A 19042-nucleotide genomic window follows, 5' to 3' on the forward strand; every position below is an offset into this window, starting at 1 on the left:
CGCGGCACCTGTGCGCTGGGCCGGTCAGTGCCCGCTGAAGTGGTACTCCCAGCCCGCTTCCGGCGTGTACCGCAGCCGGTAGCAGGTCTCGATCTTGGGCCCGTCGTGCAGGTGGATGTGCCGGAGCAGTCTGCCGAGCACGGCTTCGGAGTCGCGCAGGTCCTGCGTTCGTCCGTCCAGCGGCCCACCCACGAACCGCACCATTCGCTCCGGCATGGCGACCAGTCTCGGTGATCCCCGCTGCTCCGATCCACCCCCGCGCCCCCGGTCATCACTCGGAAGAGTGAGCGCGGGCGGATCGGCCGACCCGGCGGGCGGAGCGGAGACCCGCCGCGGCGCGCCGCCGCAGCGGACCCCGCTTGCGGCGCGTCGGAGCTGACCAGGGACGATCGGGGGTGCCATGAAGCTGACTGACCACCTCCCCGCCTCGCCCGAACCGGACGCGCTGCTCGACGCCTTCACGACCTGGACCACCGAGCAGGGCATCGAGCTCTACCCGGCGCAGGAAGAGGCGCTGATGGAGGTGGTGACCGGGGCGAACGTCATCCTCAGCACCCCCACCGGCTCCGGCAAGAGCCTCGTCGCCACCGGCGCGCACTTCACCGCCCTCGCCGAGGGCAAGCGCAGCTACTACACCGCGCCGATCAAGGCGCTGGTCTCGGAGAAGTTCTTCGCGCTGGTCGACGTCTTCGGTGCCGACAACGTCGGCATGATGACCGGTGACAGCAGCGTGAACGCGGACGCGCCGATCATCTGCTGTACCGCGGAGATCCTGGCGAACCTGGCGCTGCGCGACGGCGAGCAGGCCGAGCTCGGCCAGGTCGTGATGGACGAGTTCCACTTCTACGCGGAACCGGAGCGCGGCTGGGCGTGGCAGGTGCCGCTGCTGGAGCTGCCGCAGGCCCAGTTCGTGCTCATGTCGGCGACGCTCGGCGACGTCACCCGCTTCGAACGGGACCTCACCGCCCGCACCGGCCGTTCGACGGCGGTGGTGAGCTCGGCGGAGCGCCCGATCCCGTTGACCTTCCGCTACGCGCTGACGCCGCTGCACGAGACGATCGAGGAGCTGCTGGGCGGCAACCAGGCCCCGGTCTACGTCGTCTACTTCAACCAGGCGTCGGCGATGGAGCAGGCGCAGGGCCTGATGAGCGTGAACGTCGCCTCCCGCGAGCAGCGGAACAAGATCGCGGAGGCGATCGGCGACTTCCGGTTCACCGCGGGCTTCGGCAAGACGCTGTCCCGGCTGGTGCGCCACGGCATCGGCGTGCACCACGCGGGGATGCTGCCGAAGTACCGGCGGCTGGTGGAGCAGCTGGCGCAGGCGGGGCTGCTGAAGATCATCTGCGGGACGGACACGCTGGGCGTCGGCATCAACGTGCCGATCCGCACCGTGCTGCTGACCGGGCTCACCAAGTACGACGGGGTGCGCACCCGGCACCTGAAGGCGCGCGAGTTCCACCAGATCGCCGGGCGCGCGGGCCGCGCGGGCTACGACACCGCGGGCTACGTGGTGGTGCAGGCCCCGGAGCACGTGATCGAGAACGAGAAGGCGCTGGCGAAGGCGGGGGAGGACCCGAAGAAGCGGCGCAAGGTGGTGCGCAAGCAGGCGCCCGAGGGCTTCGTGTCGTGGAGCGAGAAGACCTTCGAGAAGCTGGTGGAGGCCGAGCCGGAGCCGCTGATCTCCAGCTTCCAGGTCAGCCACTCGATGCTGCTCAACGTGATCAACCGCCCCGGTGACGCGTTCGCGGCGATGAAGCACCTGCTCACCGAGAACCACGAGGACCGCCCGGCGCAGCGCAGGCACGTCCTGCGCGCCATCGCGATCTACCGCGCGCTGCTGGCCGCGGACGTGGTGGAGCGGCTGGACGAGCCGGACGAGCTGGGCCGCCGGGTGCGGCTGACGGTGGACCTGCAGTTCGACTTCGCGCTGAACCAGCCGCTGTCGCCGTTCGCGCTGGCCGCGATCGAGCTGCTGGACGTGGAGTCGCCGAGCTACGCGCTGGACGTGCTCTCCGTCATCGAGTCCACTCTGGACAACCCGCGGCAGGTGCTGTCGGCGCAGCAGTTCAAGGCGCGCGGCGAGGCCGTGGCGCAGATGAAGGCCGACGGCATCGAGTACGACGAGCGGATGGAGCTGCTGGAGGACGTCACCTACCCGAAGCCGCTGCAGGACATGCTGGAAGCGGCCTACGAGATGTACCGCAAGGGGCATCCGTGGGTCGCCGAGCACGAGCTGTCGCCGAAGTCGGTGGCGCGGGACATGTTCGAGCGGGCGATGAACTTCGTCGAGTTCGTCAACCACTACGGCCTGGCCCGGTCCGAGGGGCTGGTGCTGCGCTACCTCGCGGACGTCTACAAGGCGCTGCGCCACACGGTGCCCGCGGACGCGAAGACCGAGGAGCTCACCGACCTGGTGGAGTGGCTCGGCGAGCTGGTCCGCCAGGTCGATTCGAGCCTGCTCGACGAGTGGGAGCGGCTGCGCAACCCGGGTGCCGAGATCACCGCCGAGCCGGCGGCGGCCGAGGCGGCCCCCGCCGGGATCACGCAGAACAAGCGGGCGTTCCGGGTGCAGGTGCGCAACGCGCTGTTCCGCCGCGTGGAGCTCGCCGCCCGCCGCTGGACCACCCCGCTCGGCGAGCTGGACCCCGAGTTCGGCGCCGAGGCGTGGGAAGAGGCGCTGGACGGCTACTTCGCCGAGTACGACGAGATCGGCACCGACGCCGACGCGCGCGGCCCGGCGATGCTGATGATCACCGAGGAGCCGGAGCGCTGGCTGGTGCGCCAGATCTTCGCCGACCCGGCGGGCGACCACGACTGGGGCATCAGCGCCGAGGTCGATCTCGCCGCCTCCGACGAGGAGGGCTCCGCGGTGATCCGCGTGCAGGCGGTCGACCAGCAGTAGCGCGCCGGTCCGCGGGTGCCATACGGTCGGGGGACGCGACCGAGAGGAATGCGATCATGCCGCAGACCGTGGTAGTGGGCATCGACGGCTCCGATGAATCCGGGCGCGCGCTGCGCTGGGCCGCCGACTACGTCACGAAGGTGGGCGGGCTGGTGCACGCCATCGCCGTCTGGCACCAGCCGGTGCAGTTCGGCTACCGGCTGCCCACTCCGGACTCCGAACTGGAGGCGCGGGCCCGCGAGCTGCTGGACGGCACGACGGAGGCGGTGCAGCGGGAGTTCCCGGACGTCGACATCCGGCCCCGGCTGATCCGCGGGCACGTGGTCGACGAGCTGGTGGGGTTGTCGCCGCAGGCGGACATGATGGTGCTGGGCAACAAGGGCCACGGCGCGTTCACCGGCATGATGGTGGGTTCGGTGGCGCTGAAGCTGGTGCACCACGCCCGCTGCCCGGTGCTGGTGGTCCGCTGAACTCGTTCCCGGGCTCCTGCTGCTCAGCGGCTCCGCCGCTGACAGGACGAAGTGCGAACGCGAGCGGCCCGCTTCCCGTGGGGGAGGCGGGCCGCTCGGTGCGTGCGGGGCTCACTTCTCGCGGAAGGCGGTGATCATGCAGCCGAGCTCGGCGAAGCGTTCCCCGAGGCCGGGCAGCGCGCGTCCGTAGCCGGCGGTGATCTCGTTGGTGGGTTCGCGCCGCACGTTCCAGCCGCGCCCGGCCAGCACCTCGCCGGGGTCGGGGCGCTCGTCGGTGCTGAACAGGGCCTGCAGGTCCATGCCCCATTCGAGGGCGAGGTTCCGGAGCTCGTCGCTGACGTACTCCTCGCGCGGTCCGGTCATGTGCTCGATGGAGATCCTGCTGCCGGGGGCGGAGAACCGGTCGATGGTGGCCAGCAGCTGCGCTTCCGCCTCGGCGGGCAGGTAGGGCAGGAGTCCTTCGGCGAGCCACGCGGTGGGCAGCGAGGCGTCGAACCCGGCGGTGTCGAGGGCGCTCGCCCAGTCGTCGCGCAGGTCCACCGGCACGACCCGCCGGTCGCTGCCGGGCTGCGCGCCGATCCGGTCCAGCGTCTCGTCCTTGAACTGCAGCACCTTCGGCTGGTCGATCTCGAAGACCCGCAGGCCTTCGGGCCAGTTGAGCCGGAACGCGCGGGTGTCGAGCCCGGACGCGAGGATCACCGCCTGCTGCACCCCGCCCGCGGCGGCGCGCAGGAAGTACTCGTCGAAGAACCGGGTCCGCACGCCGAGGTAGCCGGACATGGTCTCCAGCATCTCGGCGGAGGAGTTCTCCATCTCGGCGAGCGCCGGGGATCGGGCGGCGGCGACCAGGCCCTCGGCGTAGGGGTCGTTGATCAGCCGGTCGTCCCGGTGGGATTCGATCGCGCGTGCGGCCGCCACGGCGAGGGCGGTCATCCCGACGCCGGAGACGATGTCCCATTGCTCGTGGGTACTGGTCACGTGAGCACCTTCCGTCGGCTTCGACCTGCTTCGCAAGGCTAACGTTAAGGTTGCGTCATGCAACTATGTGTGAGCTGGTCGGCCTTCGCTCATTTCGGACGAACGGCGTAGCCCGGCCGCCGGGGCCGGTGGTTCGGCGCTGGTCGGGCGAGGTGCGCGGCGCGAAGGGCGCGGTCCGCGCGCGGCGGCGCGAGATCACCCGTTCGGCCCAGCGGTGCGAGGTCCGTCCGCACCGCCGGGCCGGACGATCAGTCCTGCTGCTCGTCCTGTTCGCGGCGGCGGTCCTGTTCGCGGCGCTGGTCCTCCGCGCGCTGCTCGTCCTCGCCGGGCGACCAGTCCTCGTCGCGGGCGTCGTCGTCCTGCCGCGACCCGTCCTGCTCGCCCCGATCGGTCCTCGCGCGCCGCCCGTCCGAGCCGCCGTCCTCGTCCTCCGCGCGCCGCTCGTTGCGCCGCTGCTCCTCGCGGTAGCCGTAGGCGGCCTGCCGGACCGCGGCGTCGGTCTCCAGGCTGGACCCCAAGGCACCCGCGATCACGCCCATCGTGGTGAACCCCCACGCCAGCGCCAGGTACCGGGTGAAGTCGGCCTCGTGCCCCAGGCTGCTCGCCAGCAGCTCCGGCGGGACCAGGAACAGCGCCACCAGCAGGTTGATCACGAACAGCCCGGCGTACATGCAGCCGACGCCGATGGTCAGCGTCGCCACCGTCGAGATGTTGTAGAGCAGCACCTGCTCCCGGTCCCGTGCGCTGTCCCGGCGCCGCTTCTCCCACAACCCGTGCGCGGCGATCAGCCAGCCCACCAGGATCACCACCGAGCCGAGCGCGGCGAGCACCTGGCGCCAGGCGCCGAGCATGTCGCCGATCTGCCAGATCGTGCTCGACGACAACCCGAACGCGCTCGTGGCCACCGCCGCGGCCAGCGCGTTGCGCAGCCCGAACACCAGCCGCCACGGCTGGTTCGTGCGCACCATGCCGCTGAGCAGCCGCAACCTGCCGCGGCTGCGGGTGGCGGTGTAGCGGACGTCCACCTCGCCGTCGTCGGAGCCCTGCTCGCTGGTGCGGCGGATGGGCGCGACCGCTTCGGTGAGCTTGCTGTCCAGCCCGTAGCGGTGGTCGGCGCCGCCGTCGCGACCGGTCAGCTCGTCGACGAGCTGCAGCACCACCTGGCGGGACCGCCGGTACGGCTGGGTGCCGCCCAGCGCGGGCAGCGAGACCACCGCGACCCGGCCGTCGAGGTTCGCGTCGGCGACCACCGGCCGCCGGTTCACCCGCACCGGCAGGTCGGTGAGGGTGATCGCGTAGTCCCAGTCCCGTTCCCGCAGCCGGTCGGCGGTGGCGCGCAGGATGTCGCGCGTGCTGTGCTCGCCGGCGGTCACCGGGTCCACGTCCACTTCGACCGTCCACTCGCGGTCGTCGCCGAGGTGCTCCGGCAACTCGTCCGCGAGGTGTCGCGCCACCTGCTCCGGCAGGTCCGGATCGGTGATCAGCCCCAGTTTCACCTGCCCGGATCGACAGGCATCCGTTCGCCGGGTTCCGCCCGCGTCGTCCATCTGCTCCCGCACCTTCGCGTCGTCGATGATCATCCCCACCGGTTATCCGCTCACCGGAAGCCCAAACCCGTCACCGGCATCGTGTCCGAACGGTCACGGAGCGTCGGGAGTGGCAGGTAGGCTCCGGCTTCGAGACGATCACCGGTCCGGGGGTGGCGATGAGCGAACCAGTCTGGTCGAACAACAGCAACAGCGCTCCGGTGCACGGCAACGTCGTGCAGGCCGGCCGGGTCGAGCGGCTCATCGTGCAGTCGCGCGACGGCGCCGAGCTCCCGGTGCCGCGGACGTTGCCGCGCGACCCGCGCCACCACGGGTTCCGGAACAGGGTGGTGGAGCCGGCCGAACTGGACCGGTTGCGGGGACTCGCGAACGACGAGCAGCGCCCGCTGACGGTCGTGCTCCCCGGGATGCCCGGTGTCGGCAAGACGATGACGGCGCTGCGCTGGGCGCACCAGGTGCAGGACGAGTTCTCGGACGGGGTGCTGGTGGCCGATTTGGGCGGCGCCTCGCCGACCGGACCGGCGAGCCCGTTCGACGTGCTCGGGGCCTTCCTGCGCGATCTCGGCGTCACCGAGGTCGGCGCGCTCACCACGGAGCGCGAACGCGCCAACCTGTTCCACACGCTCACCGCGCACCGGGAACTGCTGCTCGTGCTCGACGATGCCGCGACCTCGCGCCAGGTCGAAGCCCTGCTGCCGCCCTCGCCGCGGAGCTGCGTGGTGGTCACCACCCGGTACGCGCTGGACCTGCTGGGCCAGCAGGGCGTCGAGCACGTTCCCGTGGAGCCCTTCCACCTGGACGACGCCCTGGCCCTGATGTCGGAGGCGGTCGCGAATCCGGAGACCCCGCTGGATCCGGCCGCGCTGCGCAAGCTGGCCGAGGCGTGCGGTCGGCTACCGCTGGCGCTGCGCGTCGCGGGTGCTCGGTTGCGCGGGCGGTCGTCGATCGAGTCCTTCGTGGACCGGGTCGTCGAGGGCTCCGGACTGCTGACCCACCTGCACTTCGATGGCGAGCGGCTCGTGCACGGCGTGTCCGAAGTCTGCTACCAGGAGCTGCCGCCCGCCGAGGCCCGCGCGTACCGGTTCCTGGGACTGCACCCCGGCCCGGAGTTCAGCGTCGCGGCGGTGGCCGCGCTGCTCGGCACCTCGGAGTTCGACGCGGAAGAGATGTTGGCGGAACTGCGCCGGGTCGGTCTCCTCGGCGTGAGCGGTGACCGGTACCGGATCCACCCGCTGCTGCAGCGGCACGCGGAGGACGCCGGGCGCGATGCGGACACCGTCGCCGACCGGGCGGCGGCGCTGACGAGGCTCGTCGAGCACTACCACTCGTTCGCGATGGCCCGGGACGTCGTGCTGAGCTCCCGTCGCCGCCTCAGCACGCGGTACGACTCCGTGTCCGCCGCGCACACCGGGCCGGAGGCGCGGCGGAAGGCGCTGGACGGCCTGGACACCGAGCGGCTCAACCTGCTCGCCGCAGTGCGGGTCGCCGAATCCCTCGGCCTCCACGACCGGGTCTGGCAGCTCTGCGAGAGCCTGTTCACCTACCAGTTCGACCGAGACCTGTTCGGTGACCTGCTCGACGCGCACCTGGCGGGCATCCGCGCCGCCGAAGCCCTCGGCGATGCCGCGGTGCTGGCTCGAATGGTCTCGCAGTACGGTTCCGGCTTGTTCGCCGCGCACGACGACGCCGAAGCCCGCGTCCAGTTCGAACGGGCCCGCCGCATCGCCGTCGAGTGCGGGGACGCGCTCGCGGAGCAGAGCGCCACCGAGTGGACCGGGTTCGTGCACGAGCGCGCGGGCGCCCCCGAGTCGGCGCTGGAGTGCTCCGAGCGTTCCCGGGCCATCATCCGCTCCCGGTTCGCCCCGGAGCACCGGCCGCGTCCGCTCGCGTTGTACGGGCTGAACGCCGGTCGGGTCCTGGTCTCGGTGGGGCGGTACGACGAGGCGCGCCCCGAGCTGCTGGCCGCCGCGGAGTTCTTCCGGACGAACGGTGAACGCGGCAACCTGGCGAAGGTCGAACTGCCGCTGGCCGAGCTGGAACTGCGCACCGGCGGCGCCGATGCGTTGCCGCGCTTGGAACGGGTGCTGGCCGTCTTCGCGGAACTCCGCATGCGGTCCTGGCAGGTAACGGCGCTGGAACTGCTCGCCGAAGCCCTGGACGGGGCGGGGAACGCCGAGAAGGCACTGCTCCGGCGGCAGGAAGCGACGGATCTCGCGCTGGTGCTGGGACGGCAGCGGGCCGCCGCGGGGTCGGATCAGGACAGCTGAACGCGGACCCCGTTCACCGAGGTCTCCGGCCCGAGCTCGTCGATGCTCCTGCCTGCGGCGAGCCAGCCGTGCACCGCGGCGGCGAAGCACATCGGCCGGCCCGCGCCCGGGACCCGCGGGCTGATCCGCGCCGTGCGGCCCGAGCGGGTCCGCACCAGGCACGCGTCGCCCTGCACCGCTGCGGCCAGCAGCGATCCGGGACGTGCGTCGAGCGCGTCCCGGAGCCAGTCGTGCACGTGCTCGCCCCAGTCGCCCGTGGTGAGCACCAGCACGTCGGCGGCTTCGCGCAAGCTCCGCCCGGGATGTTCGGCCGCGACCACCAACGCCCCGTCGGCGGTGCTGCGTGGCAGATCCACGGGATGCCGGACCACCCGCAGACCGCCGCCGGGTTCGACCTCGGTGCGGGCGCGGCTCGCGGTCGGCAGGCAGGCCGCGGGTGCGGGGAGACCGCTGAGGTCGTCCGGCGGCACCGGTGGTTCCTCCTCGGGCTCGGGCAGCTCCAGCAGCTCGTAGCAGACCCGCCGCACCGCTCCGGCCGCCTCACCCGGGCGCGAGGTGAGCCGTCCGCTCAGGTCGGTGAACGAGGCGGCGGCCCGTTCGGCCGCAGCCAGCCGAGGGCCGATCGGCTCGTGCTCGGCCAGCCGCGGAGCGCGGGAACCGACGACGTCCACCAGCGAGCCCGGCGCGACCTCGCGGGCCGGGAATGAACCGAGCAGGGTGGGGATGCCGAGAACGGCGCCGTACGTGGTGACGGAACCGTGATCACCGATCAGGTAATCGGAGGCGATCAGCGTCGCGCGCCAACCGAATTCCGGTGGGACCAGCACGAGTCCCGCCCTCACGTGCCGTGCGAGCAAGCGGTGCACTTCGCTGCGGCCGTGCCCGTACCAGATGTTCGGGTGCAGGATGGCGGCGAACCGGTGTTCGTCGGCGGGGAATTCGTCCAACACCCGGGAGAAGACGTCGGGAACTCTTCCCAGCAGCGATTCCGACCACCACGTCGAACTGATCGTGATGAGCGTCCGATCATCGGCGCCCAGTGCCCGCCGGTAGGCGGGGCGCCAGGGGAGGCTGGTCAGCAGTCGGTCGTAGCAGGCGTCACCGGCTACGACCGCGGTGCCGAGCGCTTCCGGGACCGCTGCCGCGAGTTGTGCGCGCTGGTCCTCGTGCGACATGACCAGTGCGGAGGCGATGGGGCGGCCTTCGTAGAGCACCCATTGCGGATCCAGCCCGAAAGCGACGCGCCGGTTCTCCGGTTCTCCGGTTCTCCGGTTCTCCGGTTCTCCGGTTCTCCGGTTCTCCGGTTCTCCGGTTCTCCGGTTCTCCGGTTCTCCGGTTCTCCGGTTCTCCGGTTCTCCGGTTCTCCGGTTCTCCGGTTCTCCGGTTCTCCGGTTCTCCGGTTCTCCGGTTCTCCGGTTCTCCGGTTCTCCGGTTCTCCGGTTCTCCGGTTCTCCGGTTCTCCGGTTCTCCGGTTCTCCGGTTCTCCGGGAAAGCACTTTAGTGTAGCGAATCCCGTGCGGAATCGAGACGATGGGTGCGTCGATCTCGACGAGGCCGCCGAGGTTCGCCGCGAGGGCGAGGTCGAACCGGGTCAGCAGCGCTTGTTCCCAGCTGATGAGCGGGATGCCGCGTTCGGCGAGCATGCGGTGCAGCCCGTCGGGGAACGGGTCGGAACCGTTCCACGTGTAGCTGAGCTGCACCCGGAAATCGCCTTCGAACACCGGCAGCACGTCCAGCAGCCGGGTCATCGCGGTGACGTTGTGCACGACGACGAGCACGTTCTTGCGCGGTGTCACGGTGCGCCACCGCGCCGCGTGCCTGCCGATGGTGCGGGACAGCCCGTCGCTCACCCCGTCCTCCGTTCCTCTGCCCCGACACCGTAACCGTTGGCGCGCAGGAACCGGATCACCGCGAGCCGGTGGTCGAAGTGGACGGTCGCGGCCATCGCGGCGCGGCGCATCCGGGCGCGGGCGGCGGGAGTCAGTTCGAGCGCCCGGGTGAGCGCGGCGGCGAGCGAGGCGGGATCGGCCGGTTCGGCGCTGAACCCGGTGTGCCCATCGGTGATCTGCTCGGCCAGCCCGCCGGCTCGGGTAGCGACGACGGGAGCCGCGCCCGCGGCGTGCGCTTCCAGCGGGATGCGGCCGAAGGGTTCGCTGCGCGAGGGCACGATCACCCCGCGCAGCTCCGGGCGGGTGAGCAGCGAGCGGATCCGCGGGTCGAAGTCGCCCAGGAAGACCGCGGGTACGCCGGTGGCGCGCAGCTCGGCCACCAGCCGCTGCTGGAAGCGGGTCCGGCCGGGGCCCTCGCTCACCGCGGCGAGCACCAGCGCGGGCGGGCGGCGTCGCCGCACCAGGGCGAGCGCGGCGATCAGGTCCTGGAACCCCTTGTACGGTTCGGCCCTGCCGAACGACAGCAGGAAGCCGTTCCGCAGGTTCGGACTTCCCAGCACGACGGGGTCCGCTCCGGGCGGGAGGAGTTCGGCGGCGGGGCTGGGCCGGTCGGCGTCGGTGAGCCCGTCGGGCAACGCCACCAGCGCGGCGGGCGGAACGCGGTAGTCGGTGCGCAGGTGCTCGGCCATGAACCGGGAGATCCAGCCGATCCGGGCGCCTCGCCGGACGGCGCTGAGCAGGCAGTGGCGTTCCCAGCGCGTCCGGGCGAGGTCCTGCGGCTGGTGCAGCATTCCGGTGGACCGCGGCACCAGCACCAGCTGCACCTGCTCCGGCGCGGTCTCGGCGAGGCCGAAGAACGGCACGTCGAACGCGATGCACAGGCAGCTCTCCCCGCGGCGCCCCACCTGGTCGCGGAGCACCTGACCGGCGGCCGCGGCCAGCGCCCGGAAGTTCGCCACCCCGCCGAAGCGGTCGGTGCCGGAGGTGCCGTTGTCGAGCGGATGCACCTCGGCGCGGGCGAGGACACCGGCCAGGTCCTGGGGTTCGTGCTCCCGGTGCTCCGGGCTGTCCGGTGCGAGCCGGACGGGGAGCAGCAGCAGTCGCACGTCCGCGGGCAGCACTTCGGCCAGCACGCGCAGGAACGCGCGGTTGGCGGCACCGGCTCCCGTCCCGTGCCCGTAGTAGCCGTCGTGGATCAGGACGGCCACGGTGGAAGCCGGTGCACTGGTGATCATCCGGTCATCGTGTCAGCGCCAGGCGCCCGACCGCAGCAGGCGGAGGCCGTTGAGCCCGACGAGGACGGTCGAACCCTCGTGCCCGGCGACGCCCAGCGGCAGCGGCAGGTTCCCGGCGAGGTCCCACACCACGAGGACGGTGATGAACGCGCCCGCGATGACCAGGTTCTGCCGCACCAGGCGCCGCGCTCGCCGGGACAGGTCGACGAGCTTGCCGACGGCCGCGAGCTCGTCGCGCACGACCACGACGTCGGCGGTCTCCAGGGTGAGGTCGGCGCCGGCCCGGCCCATCGCGACCCCGGTGTGCGCGGCGGCCAGCGCGGGCGCGTCGTTGACGCCGTCGCCGAGCATCAGGGTGCGGTCGCCGAGTTCGGCCACCGCGGCGACCTTCTGCTCCGGCAGCAGCCCGGCCCGCACCTCGCGCAGGCCCGCTTCGGCCGCGACGCGGCGCGCGGCCGGTTCGTGGTCCCCGGTGAGCAGCACGGGTTCGGTTCCGGTCAGCTCGCGCAGCGCGGCGACGGCCTCGGCCGCGTCGGGGCGGAGCCGGTCGCTGAGCCCGAGCACCCCGGCGCGGTCCCCGTCCACGAACACCACCACGGCGGTGCGGCCACCGGCTTCGACCTCGCCGACCGGGCCGGTGCGGTCGGCGGGGCGGGCGACCTCGACGTGCCTGCCGTCCACGGTGGCCGCCACGCCGTGGCCGGGGGTGGCGTGGAAACCGGTGGCGGCGGGGACGACGAGCCCGCGGTCGCGCGCGGCGGCGACGACGGCGCGGCCGAGCGGGTGCTCGCTGAACCGCTCCGCGCCCGCGGCCGCGGCGAGCAGCTCGTCCGCGGAGCGGCCGGGCTCGACGCGGATCTCGGTGACCAGCGGGGTGCCCTCGGTGAGCGTGCCGGTCTTGTCCAGCGCGACGCGGCGCACGTCGGCGAGCCGCTCCAGCACCACCGCGGACTTCACCAGCACGCCGCGCCGCCCGGCGTTGGCGATCGCGGACAGCAGCGGCGGCATCGTCGCCAGCACCACCGCGCACGGCGAGGCGACGATCATGAAGGTCATGGCGCGCAGCAGCGCGTCGGCCGGCGTCGAGCCGAACAGCAGCGGGACCCCGAACACGGCGAGCGTCGCCAGCACGACGCCGACCGAGTAGCGCTGCTCGACCTTCTCGACGAACAGCTGGGTCGGTGCCTTCGCCTCGCTCGCCTCGGCGACCAGCGCCACGATGCGGGCGATCACCGATTCGGCGGAGTCCCGGGCGACGCGGACCCGCAGGGCGCCGGAGCCGTTGAGGGTTCCGGCGAACACCTCGGACCCGGGGGACTTCGCGGCGGGCACCGGTTCGCCGGTGATGGTGGCCTCGTCGACCTCGCTGCCGCCGTCGAGGACCTCGCCGTCGGCGCCGATGCGCTCACCGGGGCGCACCACGATCTCGTCGCCGACGAGCAGGTCCGCGGCGGGCACCCGCTCCTCGGCGCCGTCGCGCACCCGCACCGCGGTGTCCGGGGCGAGGTCGAGCAGCCCGCGCACGGAGTCCTCGGTGCGGGCGGTCGCGTACGCCTCCAGCGCGCCCGAGGTCGCGAAGATGACGATGAGCAGCCCGCCGTCGCGCACCTGGCCGATGGTGGCGGCGCCGATCGCCGCGACGATCATCAGCAGGTCCACGTCGAGCGTGCGCTCGCGCAGCGCCTGGAGACCGGCCCAGGCGGGTTCCCAGCCGCCGGTGGCGTAGCAGACCAGGTACGGCACCCACATCGCCCACCACGGGCCGCCGCCCAGGTCCACGGCGAGGCCGAGCAGGAACGCGACCAGCGAGGCCGCGGCCCAGCGGGCTTCGGGGAGGGCGAACGGGCTCCGGCGCCGGGACGCGGGCGGGGCGGTGGGGGTGGGGCTGTCGGCGAGCGTGACCATCTCTGCTTCCTCGGCGCGGGGGCGGGGCGCGCCGAAGAATACATGAACGGTTGCTCAGGTGTTCAGTCGTTCAGGCTTCCGGTCGTGCGGATACACTGCGCGCATGGGTCACGGTGTCGAAGACGCGGTCACGCCCGCGGCGAAGCTGGACGCCACCGCGGCGGCCTCCGTCGCGGAGACCCTCCAGGCGCTCGCCACCCCGTCCCGGCTGCTGATCCTCAGCGAACTGCGCCAGGGTGCCCGGCCCGTCGGGGAGCTCGCCGAAGCCGTCGGCATGGAGGCCTCCGCCGTCTCGCACCAGTTGCGGCTGCTGCGCTCGCTCGGGCTCGTCACCGGCAACCGCAGCGGGCGCAGCGTCGTCTACAGCCTCTACGACGACCACGTGGCGCAGCTGCTCGACGAGGCCGTCTACCACATCGAGCACCTGCGCCTGGGGCTGTCGGGCTGACCGCGCGCGGGCGCGCTCACCCGGCCATCTCGGGTTTGAGCACCACCTTCGTCCAGCCGTCCTCGCGGTTGTCGAAGCGCTCGTAGGCGTCCGCGGCGCGCTGCAGCGGCAGGTCGTGCGAGACGATGAACGACGGCGCCGCCCGGCCGTGGTGGATCAGGTCCCGCAGCTGCCGGTTGTAGGCCTTCACCGGCGCCTGCCCGGTGCCGATCCGCTGGCCCTGGAACCAGAACGAGCCCATCTCGAACGCCAGCTTCCCGTCCTGCGCCAGCCGGTCCGGCGAACCGGGGTCCGACGGCAGGAAGATCCCGACCGCGCCGATCCCACCGGTGGACCGCACCGAGTTCACCAGGCTGTTCATCGTCATCTCCGGGTGCTCGGCGCCCTGCGGGTCGTGCGCCTGGTAGCCGACGCACTCGCAGCCGCGGTCCGCGCCGCGCCCGTCGGTGAGGTCCAGCACCTGCCGGGCCGGATCACCGTCGGAGTCGTCCACCGCGATCGCGCCCATCTGCTCGGCGAGCCGCAGCCGGTCCCGGTGGCGGTCCACCACGAAGACCTGCGACGCGCCCTGCAGCAGAGCGGAGTACCCGGCCATCAGCCCGACCGGCCCGGCGCCGTAGACCACGCAGGACTCCCCGGGGCGCAACCCCGCGAGGCGGGTGGCGTGCCAGCCGGTGGGGAAGATGTCGGCCAGCATCACGTAGTCGTCCTCCTTGTCCGCAGCGTCCTCCGGCAGCCGCAGGCAGTTGAAGTCGCCGAACGGCACGCGCAGGTACTCGGCCTGCCCGCCGTGGTACGGGCCCATCCCGGCGAAGCCGAACGCTGCTCCCGCCATGTCCGGGTCGGGGTGCGCCGTCAGGCAGTACGAGGTCATGCCGTCCTCGCAGTTGCGGCAGAAGCCGCAGCCGATGTTGAACGGCAGGCACACCCGGTCGCCGACCTGGATGCGCTCGACGCCGCCGCCGATCTCCGCCACCACGCCGAGGTTCTCGTGGCCGAGCACCCGCCCTGGCTCCAGGTCGGTGCGCCCTTCGTACATGTGCAGGTCCGAGCCGCAGATGTTCGTGGTGGTGATCCGCACCAGCACGTCGGTGGGGCGTTCGATCCGCGCGTCCGGGACGTCCTTGACGGTCACCTGGCGCGGTCCTTCGTACACGAGCCCTCGCATGGCGTCCTCCTGCCGGGTTCCGGTGCAACGGGTTGTGCGGTCACCGGTCGTGACCCTCCTCCCGGTTAACCGCCGCCCGGCCGACGTTAAACTTCGCCGCGCGCCGCGAGGTCGATACGCTCGGCACATGGCGGACTACGTGCAGGTCGTGACCACGACGGATTCCGAGCGGGCCGCGGCGGAACTGGCCCGCGGCGTCGTCGAGGCGCGGCTGGGCGCCTGCGTGCAGGTGGTGCCGATCCGCAGCTTCTACCGCTGGGACGGGGCGGTGCAGGACGATCCGGAGTGGCAGCTGCAGATCAAGACGCCGGCGGCGCGGCTGGACGCACTGGTCGCCCACCTCCGGGAGCACCACGGCTACGAGGTGCCCGAGGTGATCGCGACGCCGATCGTCGGCGGCAACCCCGGCTACCTGTCCTGGTTGGACGCGGAGACCGCGGGCTGACTCCTTCGGTCGTCCGCTCTCGTCGCTGAGTGCTGGGGTGGCGGAACCTCAGCGGTTCCCTCGCTGCGGGATCTTTTTCGCAGGTGGCTCCGCCACATGCGACAAAGCCGTCCTCGCGAGGGAACCGCGGAGAACCCGCGGGTGGTCCGGTTGCTCGGGTGGTCGGCGGCTCAGCGGCTTCGCCGCTGACGGGTGAACGGATCGGATCCGCCGGGTCCGGTCCGCGTGGTCAGTCCTCGTTGACCGCGATGGCGGCCGCGGGGCACAGCGCGGCCGCCTGGCGCGCGGCGTCCTGGTGCTCCGGGGCGGGGAAGGCGTCGAGCAGGACCACGACGCCGTCCTCGTCGCGCTGGTCGAACACGGCCTCGGCGGCCAGCACGCACTGGCCGGCGCCGATGCACCTGTCCTCGTCGATCTCGATCTTCACGGCGTCCTCCTCGGTGGTGGGGGTTCCGGCGCCCGCTGGGCAGTCAGCCGACTGAAGGCTACGCTAGCATTTAAGTCAGACGCCTTTCTTAAAGAGGATGCGATGCGAGCCGACGACACCACCTGCCCCGTCACCGGGCACGCCACCGACCCCCTGCCCTTCCCCTTCCCGCTGCCGACCGCCCTCGAACCCCCGCCGGAATGGCGCCGGTTGCAGCAGGAGTGCCCGGTGGCCCGGGTGCGCACCGTGATCGGGGAGGACGCGCTGCTGCTGACCCGCTACGAGGACGTGCGCGCGATCCTCGCCGACCCGCGGTTCACCCGCAGGCCCCTCGACGGCGCCGAGGACGGCTCCTTCCCGAACACCATCGCCCAGGGCGAGGGGCACCTGCGGTGGCGGCGGCTGCTGAGCCGCTCGTTCACCGTCAAGCGGATGCGCGCCCTGCAACCGCGGATCGCCGGCATCGCCCACGAGCTGATCGACGAGATGCTCCGGCAGGGAGCCCCCGCCGACCTGCGCACCGCGCTCGGCTTCCCGCTGCCGGTGTACGTGATCTGCGAACTGCTCGGCGTGCCCGCCGCCGACCGCGCCAAGTTCGCCCACTGGTCCGACCACATGCTCAACCTCACCCGGTACACCGAGGACGAGGTCCGCGCCTCCGGGCAGGAGCTGTGGAACTACCTGGCCGAGCACGTCCGCGCCAAGCGCGCCGAACCCGGCGACGACCTGCTCTCCGAGCTCACCGCGATCAGCGACGCCGACGACGGCAGGCTCTCCGAGGCCGAGCTCATCGCCACCGGCCAAGCCCTGCTCATCGCCGGGCACGAGACCACCGCCAACATGATCGGCAAGATGGCCGCGATGCTGCTGTCCCGCCGGGAGCGCTGGGAGAGCCTGCTCGCCGACCCCGCGCTCGTCGACCCGGCCGTCGAAGAGGTGCTGCGCTTCGACGCGAACCTCGGCAGCACCGGCATGCACCGGCACATCACCGAACCCGTCGAGATCGGCGGCACCACCATCGAAGCGGGCAGCACCGTGCTGGCCCTCATGCAGGCGGCCAACCGGGACGAGGACGCGTTCACCGACGCCGCCGAGATGGACCTCGCCCGCACCCCGAACCCGCACCTGACCTTCGGCGCCGGACCGCACTCCTGCCTCGGGCAGTCGCTGGCCCGCGTCGAACTGCGCACCGTGCTCGGCGCGCTGCTGGAACGCGTGCCCGGCTTGGAACTGGCCGTCCCCGCCGACGACCTGCGCCGCCGGGAAGGGCTCCTGGTCGGCGGGCTCGAAGAAGTCCCGGTGCGGTGGTGAGAAGATGACCGCCGTGGACGCTCGACCCGCGCGGAACCGGACCGGCGCGCGCCCCGGTGCCCGCCGGGAACGCGCCGACGCCACCCGGGCACTGCTGCTGCGCACCGCGGAACGGCTGTTCGCCGAACGCGGGCTCTCCGAGGTGTCCAACCGGCAGATCGTCGACGCCGCCGGGCAGGCCAACAACTCCGCGCTGGCCTACCACGTCGGCACCCGCGACGACCTGCTGCGCGCCATCAGCGCCTCGCACAGCGAGCCCATCGTGCGGCACACCGGCGAGATGCTCGCCGCGGCGCGCGGATCCCGCGACCCGCGCGAGCACGTCGCATGCATGGTGCTGCCGTACGTCCGGCACCTGGCGAGCCTCGGCAACCCCAGCTGGTGCGCCCGGTACACCGCGCAGGTCGCCACCGACCCGGTCGTGCGCAGCGGGCCGATGCACGCGCCCGAGATGGAACCGCTGCTGGCCGAGGCGAACGCGGCCCTCGCCGAGCACGCCCCCGAACTCCCGCCGGAAGTCGCCGCGATCCGCCGCGACACCGCCCGGCTCGCGGTCCTGCACACCTGCGCCGAGCAGGAGCGCGCGGCCGCGGCCACCGGCATCCCCGCCGACTGGGAACTGGTCGGCACCGCCCTCACCGACGGCCTCACCGGACTGCTGCTGGCGCCCACCGGCGCCACGCCCCGCTGACCGCCGTCCGCTGACACCTCCCGCCACCACGGGCGCCGCGCGCTGCCCGGGAACAGGACTCCCCGTGAACGACCAGAACACCGACGCCCCGGCCCGCCCCGGGCTGCGCCGCCCGCTGCCCCCGGAGCTCGTCCAGCGCGGCGACCTCCCGTTCGACCCGCCCGCCGGGCTCGACCGGCTCCGCGCCGACGGGCCGGTCGCGCCGATCACCCTGCTCAACGGCGCCCGCGCGTGGATGGTCACCGGCTACCGCGAGGCCCGCGAAGCGCTCGGCGACACCCGGTTCAGCTCCGACCGGTTCCGCCACCGCGACGCGCTGCAGCTCACCCCGGAGGAGGTCGCCGCGGGCGGTTGCCCGCACGCCGCCGCGCAGGCCCCGGCCAAGCACGGGCTGTTCATCTTCATGGACCCGCCCGAGCACACCCGGCTGCGCCGGATGCTCATCGGCCAGTTCACCGTCCGCCGGATGCGCGCGCTGGAGGCACGGGTCACCGAACTGGCCGTGGACCTCGTCGAGGGGATGAGGGCGCGCGGGAACAGCGCCGACCTCGTCGCCGACTTCGCGCTGCCGCTGCCCTCGCTGGTCATCTGCGAGCTGCTCGGCGTCGACTACGCCGACCGCGACCGGTTCCAGCGGGACGCGGCGATCTCGCTGAACATCCAGGCGCCCGAGCAGGAGCGGACCGCGGCCTCGGGGCGGCTGCGCGAGTTCATGCGCGGCCTCGTCGCGGGCAAGCGCACCGCCCCCGGCGACGACCTGCTGTCCGGGCTGGTGCACGGCGACGCCGATCCGGCGCTGACCGACGACGAACTCGTCGACATCGCCACCACGCTGCTCACGGCGGGGCACGAGACGACCGCGAACATGCTCGCCCTCGGCACCTTCGCCCTGCTGGAGCACCCGGAGCAGCTCGCCGCGCTGCGCGCCGACCCGGCGCTGATCGACGGCGCCGTGGAGGAGCTGCTGCGCTACCTGTCGGTGCTGCACCTGGGCATCAGCCGGGTCGCCACCGAAGACCTGGAGCTCGGCGGCGTCCGCATCCGCGCGGGCGAGACGATCCTGGTGTCGGTGCCGGAGGCGAACCGGGACGCCGAGCAGTGGGACGACCCCGGCGAGCTCGACGTCACCCGCGGGCGCGGCGCGCACCTGTCGTTCGGGCACGGCGTCCACCAGTGCCTCGGTCAGCAGCTGGCGCGGGTGGAGATGCGCATCGGCTACGCCGAACTGCTCGACCGGCTGCCCGGGCTGCGCCTCGACGTCCCCGCCGCGGAGGTGCCGCTGCGCACCGACATGGTCATCTACGGGGTGCACCGGCTGCCGATCAGCTGGGACTGATGTGCGGCGGGCCACGCGCCCGC

At 72.7% G+C, this 19042-nt stretch carries 16 protein-coding genes; 8 read left to right on the plus strand and 8 right to left on the minus strand.

The window, feature by feature from the left end:
* Positions 1–24: 24 nt before the first annotated feature.
* Positions 25–216, minus strand: coding sequence for a hypothetical protein (locus H1226_RS07785; protein WP_224958953.1), 192 nt, complete (start codon positions 214–216; stop codon positions 25–27).
* A 184-nt stretch (positions 217–400) separates the two neighbouring features.
* Between H1226_RS07785 and H1226_RS07790 the strand changes: the two genes are divergently transcribed.
* Positions 401–2902 carry a DEAD/DEAH box helicase gene (locus H1226_RS07790; protein ID WP_258348100.1) on the plus strand — a complete coding sequence of 834 codons (2502 nt, stop codon included), beginning with the start codon at positions 401–403 and terminating at the stop codon, positions 2900–2902.
* A 56-nt stretch (positions 2903–2958) separates the two neighbouring features.
* Entirely contained in the window at positions 2959–3372 is a 414-nt protein-coding gene (locus H1226_RS07795; RefSeq protein WP_224958951.1) for a universal stress protein, read from the plus strand.
* Between the two features lie 111 nt (positions 3373–3483).
* On the opposite strand, the gene H1226_RS07800 is transcribed toward H1226_RS07795, so the two are convergent.
* Together H1226_RS07800 and H1226_RS07805 are read right to left on the minus strand one after the other, a co-directional pair.
* Positions 3484–4305 (minus strand): SAM-dependent methyltransferase, encoded by an 822-nt coding sequence (locus H1226_RS07800; RefSeq protein ID WP_309148814.1) that lies wholly within the window; start codon positions 4303–4305, stop codon positions 3484–3486.
* Between the two features lie 293 nt (positions 4306–4598).
* Entirely contained in the window at positions 4599–5930 is a 1332-nt protein-coding gene (locus H1226_RS07805; RefSeq protein ID WP_258348102.1) for a hypothetical protein, read from the minus strand.
* A gap of 125 nt (positions 5931–6055) precedes the next feature.
* Between H1226_RS07805 and H1226_RS07810 the strand changes: the two genes are divergently transcribed.
* The gene (locus tag H1226_RS07810; RefSeq protein ID WP_258348103.1) at positions 6056–8164 is read left to right on the plus strand and encodes a tetratricopeptide repeat protein; all 2109 of its coding nucleotides are present in this window, start codon (positions 6056–6058) and stop codon (positions 8162–8164) included.
* On the opposite strand, the gene H1226_RS07815 is transcribed toward H1226_RS07810, so the two are convergent.
* Genes H1226_RS07815 through H1226_RS07825 form a run of 3 tightly spaced genes read right to left on the minus strand, consistent with a single transcriptional unit; the run spans position 8152 to position 13193 of the window.
* Complete coding sequence (locus H1226_RS07815) at positions 8152–10014, minus strand: hypothetical protein (protein ID WP_258348104.1); 1863 nt, start codon at positions 10012–10014, stop codon at positions 8152–8154. The genes H1226_RS07810 and H1226_RS07815 overlap by 13 nt on opposite strands.
* Positions 10011–11288, minus strand: a complete 1278-nt coding sequence (locus tag H1226_RS07820) for a glycosyltransferase family 4 protein (RefSeq protein ID WP_258348105.1) — start codon at positions 11286–11288, stop codon at positions 10011–10013. Before H1226_RS07820 ends, H1226_RS07815 begins: the two co-directional genes overlap by 4 nt.
* A gap of 12 nt (positions 11289–11300) precedes the next feature.
* Complete coding sequence (locus H1226_RS07825) at positions 11301–13193, minus strand: heavy metal translocating P-type ATPase (protein ID WP_258348106.1); 1893 nt, start codon at positions 13191–13193, stop codon at positions 11301–11303.
* Positions 13194–13296: 103 nt separating this feature from the next.
* On the opposite strand from H1226_RS07825, the gene H1226_RS07830 reads away from it, so the two are divergent.
* On the plus strand, positions 13297–13641 hold the full coding sequence (locus H1226_RS07830) for an ArsR/SmtB family transcription factor (protein ID WP_224966399.1): 345 nt from the start codon (positions 13297–13299) through the stop codon (positions 13639–13641).
* A 16-nt stretch (positions 13642–13657) separates the two neighbouring features.
* Here the strand turns inward: H1226_RS07830 and H1226_RS07835 are convergent, their stop codons facing one another.
* Positions 13658–14809, minus strand: coding sequence for a glutathione-independent formaldehyde dehydrogenase (locus H1226_RS07835; RefSeq protein WP_258348107.1), 1152 nt, complete (start codon positions 14807–14809; stop codon positions 13658–13660).
* 127 nt (positions 14810–14936) lie between these two features.
* Here H1226_RS07835 and cutA point away from each other — a divergent pair, with 127 nt between their 5' ends.
* Positions 14937–15254, plus strand: coding sequence for a divalent-cation tolerance protein CutA (gene cutA, locus H1226_RS07840; RefSeq protein ID WP_258348108.1), 318 nt, complete (start codon positions 14937–14939; stop codon positions 15252–15254).
* A gap of 229 nt (positions 15255–15483) precedes the next feature.
* Here cutA and H1226_RS07845 read toward each other — a convergent pair whose 3' ends face one another.
* Complete coding sequence (locus tag H1226_RS07845; RefSeq protein WP_258348109.1) at positions 15484–15681, minus strand: ferredoxin; 198 nt, start codon at positions 15679–15681, stop codon at positions 15484–15486.
* Positions 15682–15783: 102 nt separating this feature from the next.
* On the opposite strand from H1226_RS07845, the gene H1226_RS07850 reads away from it, so the two are divergent.
* From H1226_RS07850 to H1226_RS07860, 3 genes are all read left to right on the plus strand, one after another.
* Positions 15784–16992 (plus strand): cytochrome P450, encoded by a 1209-nt coding sequence (locus H1226_RS07850; RefSeq protein ID WP_258348110.1) that lies wholly within the window; start codon positions 15784–15786, stop codon positions 16990–16992.
* Positions 16993–16996: 4 nt separating this feature from the next.
* A complete protein-coding gene (locus H1226_RS07855) occupies positions 16997–17683 on the plus strand; it encodes a TetR/AcrR family transcriptional regulator (protein WP_258348111.1) in 687 nt (228 codons plus the stop codon).
* 64 nt (positions 17684–17747) lie between these two features.
* Positions 17748–19019: a cytochrome P450 gene (locus H1226_RS07860; RefSeq protein ID WP_224978438.1), complete on the plus strand. Its 1272-nt coding sequence runs from the start codon at positions 17748–17750 to the stop codon at positions 19017–19019.
* Positions 19020–19042: the final 23 nt, after the last annotated feature.

Source organism: Saccharopolyspora gregorii, from assembly GCF_024734405.1.
GTDB classification, from domain to species: Bacteria; Actinomycetota; Actinomycetes; order Mycobacteriales; family Pseudonocardiaceae; genus Saccharopolyspora_C; species Saccharopolyspora_C gregorii.